Source organism: Streptomyces sp. SID13726, from assembly GCF_010548375.1.
Lineage (GTDB): Bacteria > Actinomycetota > Actinomycetes > Streptomycetales > Streptomycetaceae > Streptomyces.
In genome coordinates, this window is record NZ_JAAGLY010000002.1 from 555143 (window position 1) to 571678 (window position 16536).

Annotated in this window: 14 protein-coding genes; 3 read left to right on the plus strand and 11 right to left on the minus strand. The window is 72.4% G+C overall.

Annotated elements, in window-relative coordinates:
* Positions 1 to 29 precede the first annotated feature (29 nt).
* The 5 genes from G3I78_RS06485 to G3I78_RS06505 form a co-directional block, all read right to left on the minus strand.
* Entirely contained in the window at positions 30 to 1358 is a 1329-nt protein-coding gene (locus G3I78_RS06485; RefSeq protein ID WP_164421815.1) for an enolase C-terminal domain-like protein, read from the minus strand.
* A 33-nt stretch (positions 1359 to 1391) separates the two neighbouring features.
* Positions 1392 to 2729 (minus strand): gluconate:H+ symporter, encoded by a 1338-nt coding sequence (locus G3I78_RS06490; protein WP_164421816.1) that lies wholly within the window; start codon positions 2727 to 2729, stop codon positions 1392 to 1394.
* Between the two features lie 124 nt (positions 2730 to 2853).
* Complete coding sequence (locus tag G3I78_RS06495; RefSeq protein ID WP_164421817.1) at positions 2854 to 3621, minus strand: sulfite exporter TauE/SafE family protein; 768 nt, start codon at positions 3619 to 3621, stop codon at positions 2854 to 2856.
* 115 nt (positions 3622 to 3736) lie between these two features.
* Positions 3737 to 3955 carry a hypothetical protein gene (locus G3I78_RS06500; protein WP_164421818.1) on the minus strand — a complete coding sequence of 73 codons (219 nt, stop codon included), beginning with the start codon at positions 3953 to 3955 and terminating at the stop codon, positions 3737 to 3739.
* A 238-nt stretch (positions 3956 to 4193) separates the two neighbouring features.
* On the minus strand, positions 4194 to 5114 hold the full coding sequence (locus tag G3I78_RS06505; protein ID WP_164421819.1) for an AraC family transcriptional regulator: 921 nt from the start codon (positions 5112 to 5114) through the stop codon (positions 4194 to 4196).
* A 186-nt stretch (positions 5115 to 5300) separates the two neighbouring features.
* Between G3I78_RS06505 and G3I78_RS06510 the strand changes: the two genes are divergently transcribed.
* Together G3I78_RS06510 and G3I78_RS06515 are read left to right on the plus strand one after the other, a co-directional pair.
* Positions 5301 to 6497 (plus strand): MFS transporter, encoded by a 1197-nt coding sequence (locus G3I78_RS06510; protein WP_164422122.1) that lies wholly within the window; start codon positions 5301 to 5303, stop codon positions 6495 to 6497.
* Between the two features lie 113 nt (positions 6498 to 6610).
* Positions 6611 to 7117 (plus strand): GNAT family N-acetyltransferase, encoded by a 507-nt coding sequence (locus G3I78_RS06515; RefSeq protein ID WP_164422123.1) that lies wholly within the window; start codon positions 6611 to 6613, stop codon positions 7115 to 7117.
* A gap of 51 nt (positions 7118 to 7168) precedes the next feature.
* Here G3I78_RS06515 and G3I78_RS06520 read toward each other — a convergent pair whose 3' ends face one another.
* The 5 genes from G3I78_RS06520 to glyA are packed head-to-tail and all read right to left on the minus strand — an operon-like array spanning position 7169 to position 13452.
* On the minus strand, positions 7169 to 7801 hold the full coding sequence (locus tag G3I78_RS06520) for a sarcosine oxidase subunit gamma family protein (protein ID WP_164421820.1): 633 nt from the start codon (positions 7799 to 7801) through the stop codon (positions 7169 to 7171).
* Positions 7794 to 10634: a sarcosine oxidase subunit alpha family protein gene (locus G3I78_RS06525; RefSeq protein ID WP_164421821.1), complete on the minus strand. Its 2841-nt coding sequence runs from the start codon at positions 10632 to 10634 to the stop codon at positions 7794 to 7796. Before G3I78_RS06525 ends, G3I78_RS06520 begins: the two co-directional genes overlap by 8 nt.
* Positions 10631 to 10912 (minus strand): sarcosine oxidase subunit delta, encoded by a 282-nt coding sequence (locus tag G3I78_RS06530; RefSeq protein ID WP_164421822.1) that lies wholly within the window; start codon positions 10910 to 10912, stop codon positions 10631 to 10633. Before G3I78_RS06530 ends, G3I78_RS06525 begins: the two co-directional genes overlap by 4 nt.
* Positions 10913 to 10930: 18 nt before the next feature.
* The gene (locus G3I78_RS06535) at positions 10931 to 12151 is read right to left on the minus strand and encodes a sarcosine oxidase subunit beta family protein (RefSeq protein ID WP_164421823.1); all 1221 of its coding nucleotides are present in this window, start codon (positions 12149 to 12151) and stop codon (positions 10931 to 10933) included.
* Positions 12148 to 13452 (minus strand): serine hydroxymethyltransferase, encoded by a 1305-nt coding sequence (glyA, locus tag G3I78_RS06540; RefSeq protein WP_164421824.1) that lies wholly within the window; start codon positions 13450 to 13452, stop codon positions 12148 to 12150. Before glyA ends, G3I78_RS06535 begins: the two co-directional genes overlap by 4 nt.
* 95 nt (positions 13453 to 13547) lie before the next feature.
* Between glyA and G3I78_RS06545 the strand changes: the two genes are divergently transcribed.
* On the plus strand, positions 13548 to 14207 hold the full coding sequence (locus tag G3I78_RS06545; protein ID WP_164421825.1) for a GntR family transcriptional regulator: 660 nt from the start codon (positions 13548 to 13550) through the stop codon (positions 14205 to 14207).
* A 308-nt stretch (positions 14208 to 14515) separates the two neighbouring features.
* On the opposite strand, the gene G3I78_RS06550 is transcribed toward G3I78_RS06545, so the two are convergent.
* Positions 14516 to 16342, minus strand: a complete 1827-nt coding sequence (locus tag G3I78_RS06550) for a helix-turn-helix domain-containing protein (protein ID WP_164421826.1) — start codon at positions 16340 to 16342, stop codon at positions 14516 to 14518.
* Positions 16343 to 16536: the final 194 nt, after the last annotated feature.

Consider the following 16536-nt stretch of genomic DNA (forward strand, 5'->3'; position numbering starts at 1 on the left):
GGGGCACGGCACGCTTGCCCTCCCCCGCCTCACCGCACGAGACACGGCCGCTTCGCGTCGAACGTCCAGTCCTTGACGAGGTACCGCATGCCCACCGCGTCGTCGCGCCCCGACAGCGCCTTCTCGCGGTACAACTCGTGGGCCGCGAGGAGCCGGTCCCGGTCGAGGCGGACTCCGAGGCCCGGCACGTCCGGGACGGCGACCTCGCCGCCGGTGATGCGGGGCGGTTCGACGGTGAGGCGTTCCAGGCCCTCCTGCCAGATCCAGTGGGTGTCGAGGGCGTTGTACTCGCCCGGGGCCGCCGCGCCGCAGTGGGCCATCATCGCCAGGGAGATGTCGAAGTGGTTGTTGGAGTGGCAGCCCCAGGTCAGCCCCATGGCGTGGCACAGCTGGGCGACCCGCACCGAGCCCTGCATGGTCCAGAAGTGCGGGTCGGCGAGCGGGATGGAGACCGACTGGAGGGCCAGCGCGTGGGTCAGCTGCCGCCAGTCCGTGGCGACCATGTTGGTCGCGGTGGGCAGACCGGTGGCCCGGCGGAACTCGGCGAGGATCTCGCGTCCCGAGTAACCGTCCTCCGCCCCGCACGGGTCCTCGGCGTAGGCGAGCGTCCCGACGAGCGGGCGGCACAGCTCGACGGCCTCCCGCAGGGACCAGGCACCGTTCGGGTCGAGGGTGATCCTGGCCTCGGAGAACCGCTCCTTGAGCGCCTGTACGGCCTTCACCTCCTCGCTGCCCGGCAGGACACCGCCCTTGAGCTTGAAGTCCCGGAAGCCGTAGTGGTCGTAGGCGGCCTCGGCCTGGCGGACGATCGCCTCGGGGGTCAGCGCCTCCGTACGGCGGACCCGGTACCAGTCGACGTCGGCGTCGGGTTCACGAACGTAGTCGAGGTCGGTGCGGTCCGGGTCGCCGACGTAGAAGAGGTAGCCCAGGACCCGTACGGTGTCGCGCTGTCTGCCGTCGCCCAGCAGGGCGGCGACGGGGACTTCAAGGTGCTGGCCGAGCAGGTCGAGGAGCGCCGACTCGACGGCGGTGACGGCGTGCACGGTCGTCCGCAGGTCGAAGGTCTGGGCGCCGCGCCCGCCGGAGTCCCGGTCGGCGAAGGTGTCGTGGACCGTGCGCAGGACGCGCTTGTAGTCGCCGACGCGGGCGCCCACGACCAGGTGCTCGGCGTCGCGCAGGGTGCGGGTGATGCCCTCGCCGCCCGGGACCTCGCCCAGGCCGGTGCGGCCCTGCGAGTCCTCCAGGACGACGACGTTGCGGGTGAAGTACGGGGCGTGGGCGCCGGAGAGGTTGAGGAGCATGGAGTCGCGGCCGGCGACCGGGTAGACGGAGAACTTGGTGACGACGGGCTGGCTCATCGCGGGGCGGTGTCCTTCTGGTGGGTTGGGGGGTCAGACCTTCAGGGCGTCCAGTACCTGTTCCAGGACCAGTACACCGCCCAGACCGAGGATCGCCAGCACCGTGGTGTAGGTGGTGCGGGCCTTGATCGCGTCGATGACGGACAGGTTGAAGTACTCCTTGAACATCCAGAAGCCCGGGTCGTTGACGTGCGAGAAGGCGATCGAGCCGCAGGAGACAGCGAGAACCATCACCTCGGCGTGCACTCCGCTGCCCGCGAGCAGCGGCAGGGCCACGCCGGAGGCGGTGACCACGGCGACGGTCGCGGAGCCGAGGGCCACCCGGAGGATGACCGCGATCAGCCAGGCCAGGACGATCGGCGAGACGGACCAGCCGTCGGTCGAGTCCTTGATGTAGTCGGATATCCCGCCCTCGACGAGGACGTTCTTGAAGGCGCCGCCCGCGCCGATCACCAGCAGGATCATCGCCATCGCCTGGGCGGCCTCCTTGCAGGAGGTGCTGACCTCGGCGAGGCTGCGGCCCATGCGCGGCCCGAAGGCCCAGACGGCGACGAGCAGGGTGAGCAGCAGGGCGATCGGCGCGGAGCCGATGAAGGCGACGAAGTGCAGGACCGGGGAGTCGCCGTCGGCGGCGAGGTCGGTGACCGCGGCTCCGGCGATCAGCACCACGGGCAGCAGGGCCACCGCCAGCGACCAGCCCGTGCCGGGCATCTCCTCGTCCTCGAAGACCCGGTCGCTGACCAGGCCCTTGGGGATGTCGGGGTTCATCCGCCGGACGAACGGCAGGCGCGGCCACACCAGGGCGACCAGCGCGCCGGCCGGTACGGCGATGAACAGGCCGTAGAACAGGGTCAGTCCGACGGAGGCGTGGAAGGTGGCGGCGACCGCGGTGGGGCCAGGATGCGGTGGCAGGAAGCTGTGCATGGTGGACAGGGCGATCGACATCGGCAGGCCCACCCAGAGCAGGTTCGACCGGGTGACGCGGACCAGGGTGAAGGCGATCGGCACGATGATGACGAAGGCGACCTCGTAGAACATCGTCACGCCGATGAGCATCGCGGTGAGCACCATGGCGACCTGGACCCCGCGCGGGCCGCAGATCTCCAGCAGCCGGTCCGCGATCCGCTGGGCGGCGCCGGAGTCCCCCATCACGCGGCCGACCATGGCACCGAGGCCGATGGTCAGCATGGTGTCGCCGATCTGGTCCCCGATCCCCTCGGAGAGGACGTCCGGAATCTCCTCAAGGGCCATGCCCCGGACCAGGGCTACACCCACGGCGACCAGGAGCAGGGCGGCGAAGCCGTTGAGCCTCAGCTTCGTCATCAGGAGGAGCAGGACGAGGACGCTGATCGCGACCACCACGAGCGGCATAGATTCATCCTCATACAAAGACGGCGTCTACATATGAGGACGGAGGCTAGGGGGCTGCGATCACCCGGTCAATGGGGTGTGCACGAATCGCTCGCGGACACGGGCGCTTTGCGACCGCTTGCGCTCAACTTCCCTGCCACCACAGGGAGACCGCGAGACCCAGTCCGGCCAGCGCGATGGCGACGCGCAGCGGCTTCTCCGGGAGACGGCGTACGACCACGGGTCCGATCCGGCTGCCCACCAGGCACCCCAGGCCCAGTGCCGCCGCCGCTGCCCAGTGGACGGGGGCCAGGAAGGCGTAGGCCACCGCGGCGGTGACGTTGGCCGCGCCGGTCGCGATGTTCTTGACGGCGTTCGTCACCCGCAGGGGTTCGTTCACCGACATGGACAGCACGGCCAGCATCAGCACGCCCGCCGCGGCGCCGAAGTAGCCGCCGTAGAGACCCACGAGGAGGACCGCTCCGGCCAGGGGCAGTCGGGCGCGCAGGCCGCCCGCGGTGAAGTGGGGGCTGTTCTCGGCCAGCCGGCGCAGGGGTTCGCGGACGAGGATCAGGGCCGAGCCCAGGGCGATCAGCCACGGTACGACGTCGCCGAAGGCCGAGGCCGGGGTGGAGAGCAGGAGCGCCGCGCCGACCGAACCGCCCGCTGCGGCGAGGAGCGCCAGGCGCAGGAGGCGGCGCCCCTGGCCCCGCAGTTCCTCGCGTGAACCGGCCGCGGTTCCGGCGGTGTTGGCGAACAGCGCCACCGTGTTGGTCACGTTGGCGGCCACCGGGGGCAGCCCCGCAGCCAGCAGTGCCGGGTAGCTGAAGAGCGAGGCCAACCCCGCAATGGATCCGGTCAGCCCCGAGGCGACTCCCGCGACGGCGAGCAGGAGTACGGAGTCGGCCCCCACGTGACGTTCCCTTCTGTCGAGGACGCCATATCGTCCCCCGGGGCCGTCCCGAATGAAAGACACTGTCTACATAGGGAGACAGCCGCCCGGGAGAACCGTCGCATGTCGAGGCCGGTCAGGGCAGCCACCGGTTTCCGATGAGGAGGCGCAGACCGGCGACGATCCGGTGGACGCCGTAGACCATCGGCCCCCAGGTCACCACGTACGCGCCCGCGTTCTCGAACTGCCCGTGGGTGATGACGGCGACGAGGACACCGCCGATGAGCCAGGCGGCGCCGAATTCGAGGGAGCGCCTGGCTCGGGCTTCCCGGGCGGCCCGCCGTTCCGGGGCCACGCCGTCTCGGGAAGGGGGCGAACTCCCGCACCGCCGTGTGCCGTTGTCGGTCAACTCGATTCCTGGCTGCGTGACGACGTCCCGTGCCTGAAGGCGCCCGTACCCGAAGGCGCCCGAGCCCGAAGAGGTCCCGTACCCGATGGCGTCCCGAGCCCGAAGGTGCCCGGGCCGCGCGCCGACGGCCGGTCGGACGGTCCCCCGCGCCACCCGACCGGCCGTCGGCGCACAGACGCGGACGCTATCGCCCGGCGGCCGACGCGGTATTGGACGAATCTGCACTCGCCGTCAGGGCCAGCGCCCCTTCCACCCGGCGGGCCGCCATCATCTGTCCGGGCGTGGTCCCGGCGATCGCCCTGAACTCCCGGTTGAGGTGCGCCTGGTCGTAGTAGCCGCAGGCCAGGGAGATCTCGGTGAGGCTCGCGGTACCGCCGCCGAGCATCGCCACGGCACGCCGGAAACGCAGCACGCGCGCGGACGCCTTGGGGGTGAGCCCGACCTGCTGGGTGAAGCGCCGGGTCAAGTACCCCTGGCTCCAGCCCACTTCGGCGGCGATCCGGGAGATCGGGACCGTCCCCGCGCTGCCGGAGAGCAGCTGCCAGGCCTGGCCGACCTCGGGCGTGGGCGCGGGGCCGTCGTCGAGGCGGGCGAGCAGGGCCGCGTCCAGCAGGTCGAACCGCGCCGACCAGTCGGGAGTGGCCGCCAGCCGTTCCACCAGTACCCCGGCCCCGGGTCCCAGCACGTCCTCGATCTCGACGGCCAGGTTGGTCAGTTCGCTCATCGGCATGCCGAACAGCCGGTAGGCGCCCAGCGGCGCGAACTCGACGCGGATCGCCTCCTGGCCGCCGGGGTGCACACAGATCGCGGGCCGGTCCTCAAGGCCGACCACCAGTGACCCGATGCCCCCGCTGCCGCCGTCTGGTACGCCGAGGCGGCGGATCTCGGAGAACGGTTCCGCGAGGCTGATCACCAGCGTGGCCCGCCCGGACGGCACCAGCCGTGCCTCGTACGGGGCAGTCACCGCCTGCCAGTAGCCGACGTAGCTGCGCAAGTACGGCCGTAACCCCGGATGCCAGGGTCTCGTGACCCGCCACATCCCGCCGAGCCGCGCGATGTCGATCGCGCCCGTCCCGGTCGTGCCGCCGCGTGCGCCAGAGACCACGTCTCACTGTATCCACGGCGGTACGGCCGCCTCACCGGCCGGAATGTGCGGACAGGTGCAGATCCCATGGGGGTTTCGCGTCCGGCGCAGACTTCCGCCGGCCGACAGCGCCCCGCTCCCGATTCCGCTCACCCGAACACCCTTGCCGACAATCGAGCGCCCGCCTACGCTGAGTTTGTGCCGCTAATAAACAAATCCGGATCACGCAGCGTCGCGCCGGAGACCCCCCGCACCCTCGCCCGGCTCCGACTCGTCCTCACCGTCTTCTTCGCCCTCGACGGATTCGTCTTCGCGGGCTGGGTCGTCCGTATCCCCGCGATCAAGCAGCAGACCGGCGCCTCCGCCAGCGCCCTCGGCCTCGCCCTGCTCGGTGTCTCGGCCGGCGCGGTGATCACCATGATGCTCACCGGCCGCCTCTGCCGTCGCTACGGCACCCACCGGGTCACCGTCGTCTGCGCGGTCCTGCTCTCGCTGAGCGTCGCCCTGCCTCCGCTGACCCACTCCGCGACGGCGCTCGGCGCCGTGCTGCTGCTCTTCGGCGCCGCGTACGGCAGCATCAACGTCGCCTTCAACAGCGCGGCCGTCGACCTGGTGGGCGCCCTGCGGCGGCCCATCATGCCGAGCTTCCACGCCGCGTTCAGCCTCGGCGGAATGCTCGGCGCCGGGCTCGGCGGGCTCGTCGCAGGAGGGCTCACGCCCACTCAGCACCTGTTCGGTCTCACCGTGATCGGCCTGCTCGTCACCGCGTTCGCGGGCCGCGCACTGCTGCGCATCGAGCCGCCGACGGCTCCGGAGAGCACGGCCGAGGAGAAGACCGCGCCGCGCCGACTGGACACCCGTACCCGCGGGCTCGTCGTCACCTTCGGTCTGATCGCCCTGTGCACGGCCTACGGCGAGGGCGCCCTGGCCGACTGGAGCGCGCTGCATCTGGAGCACGACCTGGACGCCTCACCGGGGGTCGCCGCGGTGGGCTACTCCTGCTTCGCCCTCGCCATGACCATCGGCCGGCTGACCGGCACCAGGCTGCTGGAGCGGCTGGGCCAGACCCGCACCCTGGTGGGCGGCGGCACCACGGCCGCGCTCGGCATGCTGCTCGGCGCCCTCGCCCCCTCGGTCTGGGCGGCCCTGCTGGGCTTCATGATCACCGGGCTCGGGCTCGCCAACCTCTTCCCCGTCGCCGTCGAGCGCGCGGGCCGGCTGGCCGGTCCCGACGGGGTCGCCATCGCCTCCACCCTCGGCTACGGCGGCATGCTGCTGGGCCCGCCCGCGATCGGGTTCATGGCGGACTGGTTCTCCCTCTCCGCGGCCCTCACCAGTGTCGCGGTGCTCGCGGCCACGGCCGCCATGATCGCCCTCTTCACCCGGCGCGCGGCGACCGCCTGAGCGAGAATCACGACGCGACCGCCGTGCGCCGGTCAGGAAAGGACACCTGTGCTCGCCGTATCCAACTCTCCACGCCCCGCCCCGAGTCCACGCCCCGGCACCGGTGGTGCGCGGTGAGCGCGGTCACCGCACAGGTGATCCGCACCGAACGGCTCGACCTGCTGCCGCTTCGCGTCGAGCACGCGCGCGAGATGGCCGCGGTGCTCTCGGACCCCGCCTTGCACACCTTCATCGGCGGGACTCCGTACACTCCGGAAGCCCTGCGTTCGCGGTACGAGCGGCTGACCGCCGGTTCCCCCGACCCGTCGGTCTCCTGGCTGAACTGGGTGATCCGGCTGCGGGCCGAGGGTCCTCTGACGGGCACCGTCCAGGCCACGGTCGACGGTGCCGTCGCCGAGGTCGCCTGGGTGGTGGGGACCTCGTGGCAGGGCCGGGGCATCGCCGGTGAGGCGGCCCGGGGACTCGTCGAGTGGCTGGGCGGGCAGCGGGTGGAGACCGTGGTGGCCCATGTCCACCCCGCCCACGCGGCCTCCGCCGCCGTGGCCACGGCCGCCGGGCTCACCCCCACCGGCGATTGGCACGACGGCGAGGTCCGCTGGAGCCGGAGCATCGCCGCTTGACCTCGCCACCGCCTCGACTCACCGCGCCCTGCTCCCCCAGGGGAGTCCCCGTCAGTCGATCTCCGGGCCGCCGTACTCGCTCATCGCGTCGATGAGCCAGCGGGCCAGGTAGTCGGCGAACGAGGACCGCGGGAGCAGCCGGTAGGTCGGTGTGTCGTCGACCTGCCAGAGCACCACCGCGATGGGGCCGACCGTGGTCGACACCGCCCGGCCCGGGGTGAAGGAGCGGGGATGCAGGTCCAGCGGGCACCCCTTCTCCAGCACCTGCCGGGCGGACGGGCCGCTCAGCTCCAGTGTGGTGCGGTTCGCCGAGACGTCCACGACCGAACCCGGGTCGTCGGCGAGCGCCTGCCTCAACTCGGCCCCCGGCGAGGCTCCTTCGGGCCGGGTCAGCACGAGCCATTCGTCGGGGCCGAGCCAGACGACCGTACGGGGGCCGGACGTGGCGGTGCCGCCGCACTCGCGCGGGAGCCGTGTCCCGAGGGTCCTCCCGATGCGCTCGCCCGCCTCGGAGTCGGGGTCGACCCGCACGTTCACCATGGTGAGGAAGGGCAGTTCGGCCAGGGTGACGCCACGGGCGCCGGTGACGGCGGCGGCCCGCATCCGCGCCTCCAGATGGGCCAGCGGGCTGGTGCGCAGCGCCACCGGGCCCGCGCCCGCGTCGAGCGTCGTCGGTTCAGCCATCGCGCTTGGTCCCTTCGGGGTCGTAGAGGACGAACTCGGCCACCTCGACGGGCACCAGGTCCTCGCCCACCGGGGCGAGCAGGGTCTCGCCGATCCTGGCCCTTCCGTCGGCGACCAGGGCGAGGGCGAAGGGGCGGCCGAGGGCCGGGCTGTGGTAGCTGGAGGTGACGTGGCCGAGCATCGGCACGGGCACGGTCTCCAAGGAGACGTCCGGCGCGACGAGTTGGGTGCCTTCGGGCAGCCGCGTCGTGCGGTCGCTCGGCAGCAGGCCGACCAGTTGCTTGCGGTCGGTGCGGGAGGTGTCGGCGCGGAAGTGGGAGCGCTTGCCGATGAAGTCCTTCTGCTTGGAGACCACCCAGCTCATGCCCGCGTCCTGCGGGGTCACGGTCCCGTCGGTGTCCTGGCCGACGATGATGTACCCCTTCTCGGCCCGCAGGACGTGCATGGTCTCGGTGCCGTACGGCGTGATGTCGTACGGCCGGCCGATCGCGTAGACCTCCTCCCAGACCGCCAGGCCGTACCAGGCGGACACGTTGATCTCGTAGGCGAGTTCGCCGGAGAAGGAGATCCGGCAGATCCGGGCGGGGATTCCGGAGGCCAGGGTGGTCTCCCGGAAGGCCATGAAGGGGAACGCCTCGGCGGACAGGTCGACGTCGGGCGCGAGGTGGGCGACGACCTCGCGCGACTGCGGTCCGACGACGGCGATCGTCGCCCACTGCTCGGTCACCGAGGTGCAGTGCACGTCGAGTTCGGGCCACTCGGTCTGGAGCCACTCCTCCAGCCAGTCCAGGACGTTCGCGGCGCCGCCGGTGGTGGTGGTCATGAAGTAGCGGCTGTCGTCGAGGCGCAGGGTCACCCCGTCGTCGAAGATCATGCCGTCCGGCTTGCACATGACGCCGTAGCGGGCCGTGCCGGGCTTCAGCTTCTTGAAGGCGTTGGTGTAGATCCGGTTGAGGAACTCGCCCGCGTCCGCGCCCCGGATCTCGATCTTGCCGAGGGTGGAGGCGTCCATGAAGGCCACGCCCTCGCGGGCCGCCCGGCACTCCCGGGCCACGGCGGTGTCCATGTCCTCGCCGGTCTGCGGGTAGTACCGGGGGCGCTTCCACTGCCCTACGTCCTCGAACTCCGCGCCCTGCGCCACATGCCAGCTGTGCAGCGAGGTGGTCCGCTCGGGGTCGAACAGGTCGCCGCGCTCGCGCCCGGCCAGCGCGGCGAACGCCACCGGCGCGTACGGTGCCCGGTAGGCCGTGGTGCCGATCTCGCCCAGCGATCCGCCGAGGGCCTCGGCGATCACGCCGATCGCGTTGACGCCGGACGTCTTGCCCTGGTCGTTGGCCGTGCCGAGCGAGGTGTAGCGCTTGACGTGCTCGACCCCGCGCATCCCGGCTCCGGTGGAGCGCCAGACGTCGGCGACGGTGACATCGCGCTGGAGGTCGACGAAGTGGGTGTCCCAGTCGGCGGGTTCGCCGTCCGGGCCGGGGACCAGCCACAGGGCGCGGGTAGGGCCGACAGGGGTCCGCGCGGCTTCGGACGGTACGGCCACCGGGAACCCGGCCGCCCCGGCGGCCAGTGCACCCGCCCGCGCTCCCTCGGCGACACAGCCGTCGAGGTCGTACGTGCCGCGTGCCGCACCGACGACCCGCTGGTCCCGTACGGCCCCGTCGGGCACGAAGGCGACCAGTTCGGCGTCCCAGCGCAGGGTGCCCTGGCGCTGGCTGTGCAGATGGACCACGGGGCTCCAGCCGCCGGAGACAGCGAGCAGATCGCAGTCCAACGACTCGGGCTCACCGCCGAGTCGGCCCTCGGCGTCGAGTGCCCGGACGGTGACGCCGGTGAGCCTGTGCTCCCCCGACGTGTCCACCACCGCGCTGCCGGTCAGCACCCGCACGCCGGTGGCCGTGACGATCTCGGCTGCCCGGTCGGAGAGTTCGGGCCGGGCGTCCACGACGGCGGCGATGTCGATGCCTGCCGTGTGCAGGTCGGCGACCGTGTCGTAGGCGCTGTCGTTCGTCGTGCTCACCACGGCACGCGAACCCGGCGCCACGGCATAGCGGTTGAGGTAGGTGCGCACGGCTCCGGCGAGCATCACCCCGGGCCGGTCGTTCCCGGCGAAGGTCAGGGGGCGCTCGTGGGCGCCGGTCGCGAGGACGACCTGGCGGGCCCGGATGTGCCACAGCCGCTGGCGCGAGACGCCTTCGGGGGCGGCCGTGCCGAGGTGGTCGGTGCGGCGCTGGAGGGCGAGCACGTAGTTGTCGTCGTACGACCCGAAGGCCGTGGTGCGCGGGAGGACGACGACCTCGGGGGCGGCGGCGAGGGCCGCGCGGACGTCGGCGATCCACTCGGCATCGGAGAACAGCGAACCGCCGGGCTCAGGCCGGTCGTCGACGAGGATCACCCGGGCGCCGGAACCGGCCGCCGCGGCGGCTGCCGCCAGTCCGGCCGGTCCGGCGCCGACGACCAGGACGTCGGTGTGGACGTGCTTCTTGTCGTAGACGGCCGGGTCGGGGGTGGGGTCGAGCCGGCCCATGCCGGAGAGTGTGGTGGCGGACAGGCCGTCGTACAGCTCCACGGTGGTGGCCGGGAGCATGCCCTCCGAGCACGAACCGTCCAGCTGCACCAGGGCGTTGGGCTCCTCGACACCCGCGGCGACGATGCCGCGCGGGCGGCCGCGGTAGAGCGAGGGGGCGACCTCGACGAGGCCGTTGGCCAGCATCGCGGAGGCGAGCGTGTCGCCGGGGTGGCCGGTCAGCTCCCGTCCGTCGACGGTGAATCGCAGGACGGTGCCGCGGTCGATGCGGCCGCCTCGGCCGAGCCGGAAGTGCTGGTCGGTCATCGGGTCCCTCCCGGGCGGGGCTCGTCGAGCCGGTACGAGGTCAGCACCTCGTAGGTGGCGGTGTCCCGCAGGACGTTGAACCAGCGGCGGCAGCCGGTGCCGTGCATCCACCGCTCGGCGAAGGGGCCCTTGGGGTTGTCGCGGTAGAAGACGTACTCGGCCCACTGCTCGTCGGTGAGGTCGGCGGGGGCCTCGGGGTGGGGGACGTGGGCCTGGCCGCCGTAGTGGTACTCGGTCTCGTTGCGCGGGCCGCACCACGGGCAGGTGATCAGCAGCATGGTGTCCTCCTCGATGCCTCAGTGGGCCACGGCGGCTGCGCCGTGTTCGTCGATCAGTGCGCCCGAGGTGAAGCGTTCGAGGGCGAAGGGGGCGTTGAGCGGATGCGGTTCGCCGGTGGCGATGGTGTGCGCGAACGTCCAGCCGGCGGCGGGGGTGGCCTTGAAACCGCCGGTCCCCCAGCCGCAGTTGACGTACAGGTTCTCGACGGGGGTGCGCCCGATGATCGGCGAGGCGTCCGGGGTGACGTCGACGATGCCGCCCCAGGTGCGCAGCACATGGGCGCGGGCGAAGACGGGGAACAGCTCGACGGCGGCGGCCATCTGCTGCTCGATCACGTGGAAGGAGCCGCGCTGGCCATAGCCGTTGTACGAGTCGACGCCCGCGCCCATCACCAGCTCGCCCTTGTGGGCCTGGGAGACGTAGACGTGCACGTGGTTCGACATGACGACGGTCGGGTGCACCGGCTCGTGCAGTTCGGAGACGAGTGCCTGGAGCGGATGGGACTGCACCGGCAGCCGTACGCCCGCCCGCTCGGCCAGCACACTGCTGTGGCCGGCCGCCGCGAGGCCGACCCGTCCCGCGTGGATGCGGCCGCGGTTGGTGTCGACGCCGACGACCCGGTCGCCGTCCTTGAGGAAGCCGGTGACCTCGCAGCCCTGGATCAGGTCCACGCCGAGTTCGTCGGCGCGGCGGGCCAGTGCCCAGGCCACGTGGTCGTGCTTGGCGATACCGGCCCGGGGCTGGAAGGTGCCGCCGAGGACCGGATAGCGGGTGCGGGACGAGACGTTGAGGATGGGGCAGACCTTGGCGACCTCGTCCGGCTCCAGCCACTCGGCGTCGACGCCGTTGAGCTTGTTGGCGTTGGCGCGGCGCACGCCCTCGCGGACGTCCTGGAGCGTGTGGGCGAGGTTGAGGACACCGCGCTGGCTGAACAGGAAGTCGTAGTCCAGCTCCTCGGGGAGTCCCTCCCAGAGTTTCAGGGCGTGTTCGTAGATCGCCGCGCTCTCGTCCCAGAGGTAGTTGGAGCGGATGATCGTGGTGTTGCGGGCCATGTTGCCGCCCGCCAGCCAGCCCTTCTCCAGCACGGCCACGTTGGTGATGCCGTGGTTCTTGGCGAGGTAGTAGGCGGTGGCCAGGCCGTGGCCGCCCGCGCCGACGACGATCACGTCGTACGACGAGCGCGGCTCGGGGTTGCGCCACAGGAAGTCCGGGTGCTCCGGCAGCGGCTCGGAGGTCATGCCGCGTCTCCCGTCAGGTGGGGGTACAGGGGGAAGGCGGCGGCGAGCTTCTCGACCCGGGCGCGCAGTTCGTCGTCGGGCTGTTCGCCCTTCAGGGTCTCGGCGATGATGTCGGCGACCTCGCGGAACTCGACCTCGCCGAAGCCGCGGGTGGCCAGGGCGGGCGTGCCGATGCGCAGTCCCGAGGAGATCATCGGCGGGCGCGGGTCGAAGGGCACCGCGTTGCGGTTGACGGTGATGCCGATGCGGTGCAGCCGGTCCTCGGCCTGCTTCCCGTCGAGGTCGGAGTTCCTCAAGTCGACGAGGACCAGGTGGACTTCGGTGCCGCCGGTCAGGACGGTGATCCCGGTCTCGGCCACGTCGTCGGAGAGCAGCCGGCCGGCCAGGATCTTCGCGCCCCGCAGCGTGCGCCGCTGACGCTCCTTGAACTCCTCGCTCGCCGCCACCTTGAAGGCCACCGCCTTCGCCGCGATGACATGCTCCAACGGGCCGCCCTGCTGGCCGGGGAAGACCGCCGAGTTGATCTTCTTGGCGAGGTCGGCGCGGCTCAGGACGACTCCGCCGCGTGGGCCGCCGAGGGTCTTGTGGGTGGTGGTCGTGACCACGTCGGCGTACGGCACCGGGCTCGGGTGCAGGCCCGCGGCGACCAGTCCGGCGAAGTGCGCCATGTCCACCATCAGGTACGCGCCCACCGCGTCGGCGATCCGCCGGAACTCGGCGAAGTCTAGCCGCCGGGGGTAGGCCGACCAGCCGGCGACGATCATCTTGGGCCGGTGCGCGAGGGCCAGTTGCTCGACCTCGTCCATGTCGACGCGCAGGTCGGACTCGCGCACGTGGTATGGCACCACGTCGTACAGCTTGCCGGAGTAGTTGAGGCGCATGCCGTGGGTCAGATGGCCGCCGTGCGCCAGGTCGAGGCCGAGGATGGTGTCACCGGGCTTCAACAGGGCGAACATCGCCGCCGCGTTGGCCTGGGCGCCGGAGTGGGGCTGCACGTTGGCGGCCTCGGCGCCGAACAGCTCCTTCACCCTCTCGATCGCCAACTGCTCCACGACGTCCACGTGTTCGCAGCCGCCGTAGTAGCGGCGGCCGGGGTAGCCCTCGGCGTACTTGTTGGTCAGGACCGAGCCCTGGGCCTCCATGACGGCGGCCGGGGCGAAGTTCTCCGAGGCGATCATCTCGAGGGTGGACTGCTGGCGGTGCAGCTCGGCCTCCACCGCGGTGGCGACGTCCGGGTCGAGTTCGCTGAGCGGGAGGGAGAGGGGGGAGGTGAGCGTGGTGAGCGACGGGTTCGTTGCCATCTGTGCACCATCCTGGGAGCCAACTAAAGAGCAACTGATATATCAGCCTGTGCGGTAAGGTATGGGAGCTCGCCGAACAGGTCAAGGGGGCATCCATGCAGCAGGTCGCGACCGAGATCGAGGAGCTGTCGCTCGCGGAGCGCGCCTATCGCGCCATCCGTGACCGGCTCGTCATGCTCGAGATCCGCCCGGGTGCGCCGATCAACGAGGAGCAGCTGGGCCAGTCCCTCGGCGTGGGGCGCACCCCGGTGCGCGAGGCGCTCAAGCGGCTCCAGTACGAGCGGCTGATCACGACGTATCCCCGGCGCGGCACCTTCGCCACCGACGTCAACATCACCGACCTGGCCCATATCTCCGAGGTGCGCCTGGAGTTGGAGCCGCTGGCCGCCGCCCAGGCCGCGCGGCGGGCCACGGCGGCGGACCGGGCCACGCTGTCCGCGCTGCGACGGGAGCTGGCGGGCGCGGACTCCTGCCGCCAGGACGCCGGCGAGCTGATGCACCTGGACCTCCAGGTCCACCGGGCCGTCTACGCCGCCGCGCACAACCCGTACCTGGAGGACACCCTCGTCCGCCACGACAACCTCGCCACCCGCATCTGGTGCCTGTTCATCGACCGGCTGCCGGACATGGCAGGGCATGTCGAGGAGCACGGGGGCCTGATCGACGCGATCGTCAGGGGTGAGCCGGAGAAGGCGGCGCGGCTGGCCCGGGGGCATGTCGAGGGGTTCGAGCGGGCGATTCGGGCGGCGATCTGAGGCGGGCGTTGCGCGGGGCTGTCTGAGGGGGCCGTTGCGCGGGGGCGTCTGAAGCGGGGGCGTTGCGGGGAGGCGTCTCAGGCGGGGCCGTTGCGCGGGGCCGTCTCAAGCGTGGGCCGTTGCGCGGGGCGGTCTGAAGCAGGGGCGTTGTGGGGGGCGTCTCAAGCGAGGGCGTCACGCAGGGCCGTCTCAAGCGGGAGCCGGTACGCGGGGCTGTCCGCAGCGGGCGGTACAGCGGGACCGTCTCACTCGGCCGCTGTGCGGCACCCTCGGACGCGGGCCGTCCGAGCCCCGTCACGCACCACCCGTCAGTGCCCGGCACTCCGCAGATCGTCCCGGTGCATTCGCGGCCTGCCCGCCAGCGTCGCCCACAGATGCGGGGCCACGTCGTCCTCCGGGAGCTGGGCGATCATGTAGCGCACGCAGCGCTCGATCTTGACCCGCCACAGCCGGGCCGCCTCGTTGCCGTCGGCGGCGAGCAGCGCGTCGTGGACGGCGGCGTCCTCGTTGGTGATGGTGTCGAACGCCTGGCTGTAGTCCATGTCGAGCACGGTGACGAACATCCGCAGCCGGGCCGTGAGGCGTTCGAAGGTGCCGGCCGCCTGCGGGAGGTCCGCGGTGCGGGCGAGGGCGTCCTGGTACCACAGGTCGACCTCGCGGATGCGGGCGTGGTCCTTGTCCCGGGCCGCCGCGCGGACCTCGGCGAGGGCGGCCGTGGCCTGGGCGAGGTTGTCGGGGCCCAGCATGGCGACCCGGCGGATGAGCAGCGCGCCGAGGCTCGCGCGCAGGGCGTAGAGGTCGAGGACGTCCTTCACCGTGATCGCCGGGACGGCGGTCGCTCCGCCCGGGAGCAGTTCGAGCAAGCCCTCCTCGGCCAGCGCGTGCAGTCCCGCACGGACCCCCCGTCGTGACAGGTCGAACCGGGCCGCGAGCGGCGCTTCCCGGACGCGGTCGCCGGGCCGGTAACCACCCGCGAGGACGGCTTCGCGCAGCCTGCCCACGACCGGGTCGGTGGTGACGGGGGCGCCCGGCGGAGCGTCGGGAAAGGAGCCGCGCTCCCCCGTGGGACCTCCGGGTGCGCGCGCCTCCGGAGCATTCGAGTCGTTACCGGGGCCGCAGATGGCCGGGACGTCGTAGCGCGGGCGCGGTGCGGCGATCCGGGTGAAGGGGGCCGCCGAGGCGGTCCAGGTCGTGGACCAGGTCAGCAGCGCGTCACGGAGGCGGGGGACGTCCGGCGCGGCCTCCCGGCTGAGCCGGCTGTCGGCGGCGAGCAGGCGCTGTGTCTCGTCGGTCCACTCCGCCGCGCCCGGAGCGAGGTGCCAGCGCGGGCGCGTGTGCGGGGCCGCGTCCGGTGCGGTGAGGGCGTCGCGGATCTCCGCGGGCACCCCGTGCGCCAGCAGGTGGACGACTCCCCCGGTCGCCGCCCGCACCCGGTCGAGGAACGCGCGCAGGGCGGAGTGGTCCGTCCACGGCGTGTCCGGCCGGCCCCGCAGCACCGCGAAGGCGCAGGCCACGGCCAGGACATGGGGTGCCTCCCGGTCCTGCCCGAACAGCCGGCCCACGGCGGTGGCGGCGGGGTTGCGCACCGGCCTGCCGCCCGCCGGTGCCGTCACGGCGAGCACGCACACCGGCGGGGCGAGGAACAGGCCGACGACCTCCTCGGCGTGGTCCGGCAGCGACCACGCCCGGCGCGGTCCGGCCGCCGCGCGCACCCCGGGCCGTACCCGGTAGGTCCGCCCGATGCGGTTCACCGTGCTCTGGCTCAGGCCGGTCTCCGCCGCCATGGAGCGGGTCGACCAGGACTGCCGGGCGCCCGGCGGCGCCGGGGTGAGGGTGCGGACGAGGACGTGCGCCACGGTGTCGTCGTCGGCCGTGGGAGGCCGCCCGGAGCGGGGCTGCTCGTCCAGTCCCGCCAGCCGCTCGGCGTGGAAGCGGGCGCGCCACTTGCCGACCATGTCCCGGGAGACGCCGAGGCGCCCGGCGACGGCGGTGTTGGTCGGCTCGTCCTCGCAGGCCAGGACGATCCGTGCGCGCAGGGCCCGGGCCTGGGAGCAGGTGCGGCTGCGGGTCCACGCGAGCAGCGTGGCGCGTTCCTCCTCGGTGAGGAGCACGGTGTCACGGGGGCGGCCGGCCATGGCGGCAACCGTAGCCGAACTTCCGACTCGGAAGCACCCCTGCGGCCGGGGCCGGGCCGGGGCCATTGTTGGCCGCTCCCGGCCTTCACATACTTCGTTGCCATCCGGCGGCCACGCTGCCGGCGTCCCCCGGAAACCGCGAGTTCTTCTCCTGCCCGACCGAGCCGACCGCGCTCGGCGCGCACCGCTCGCGA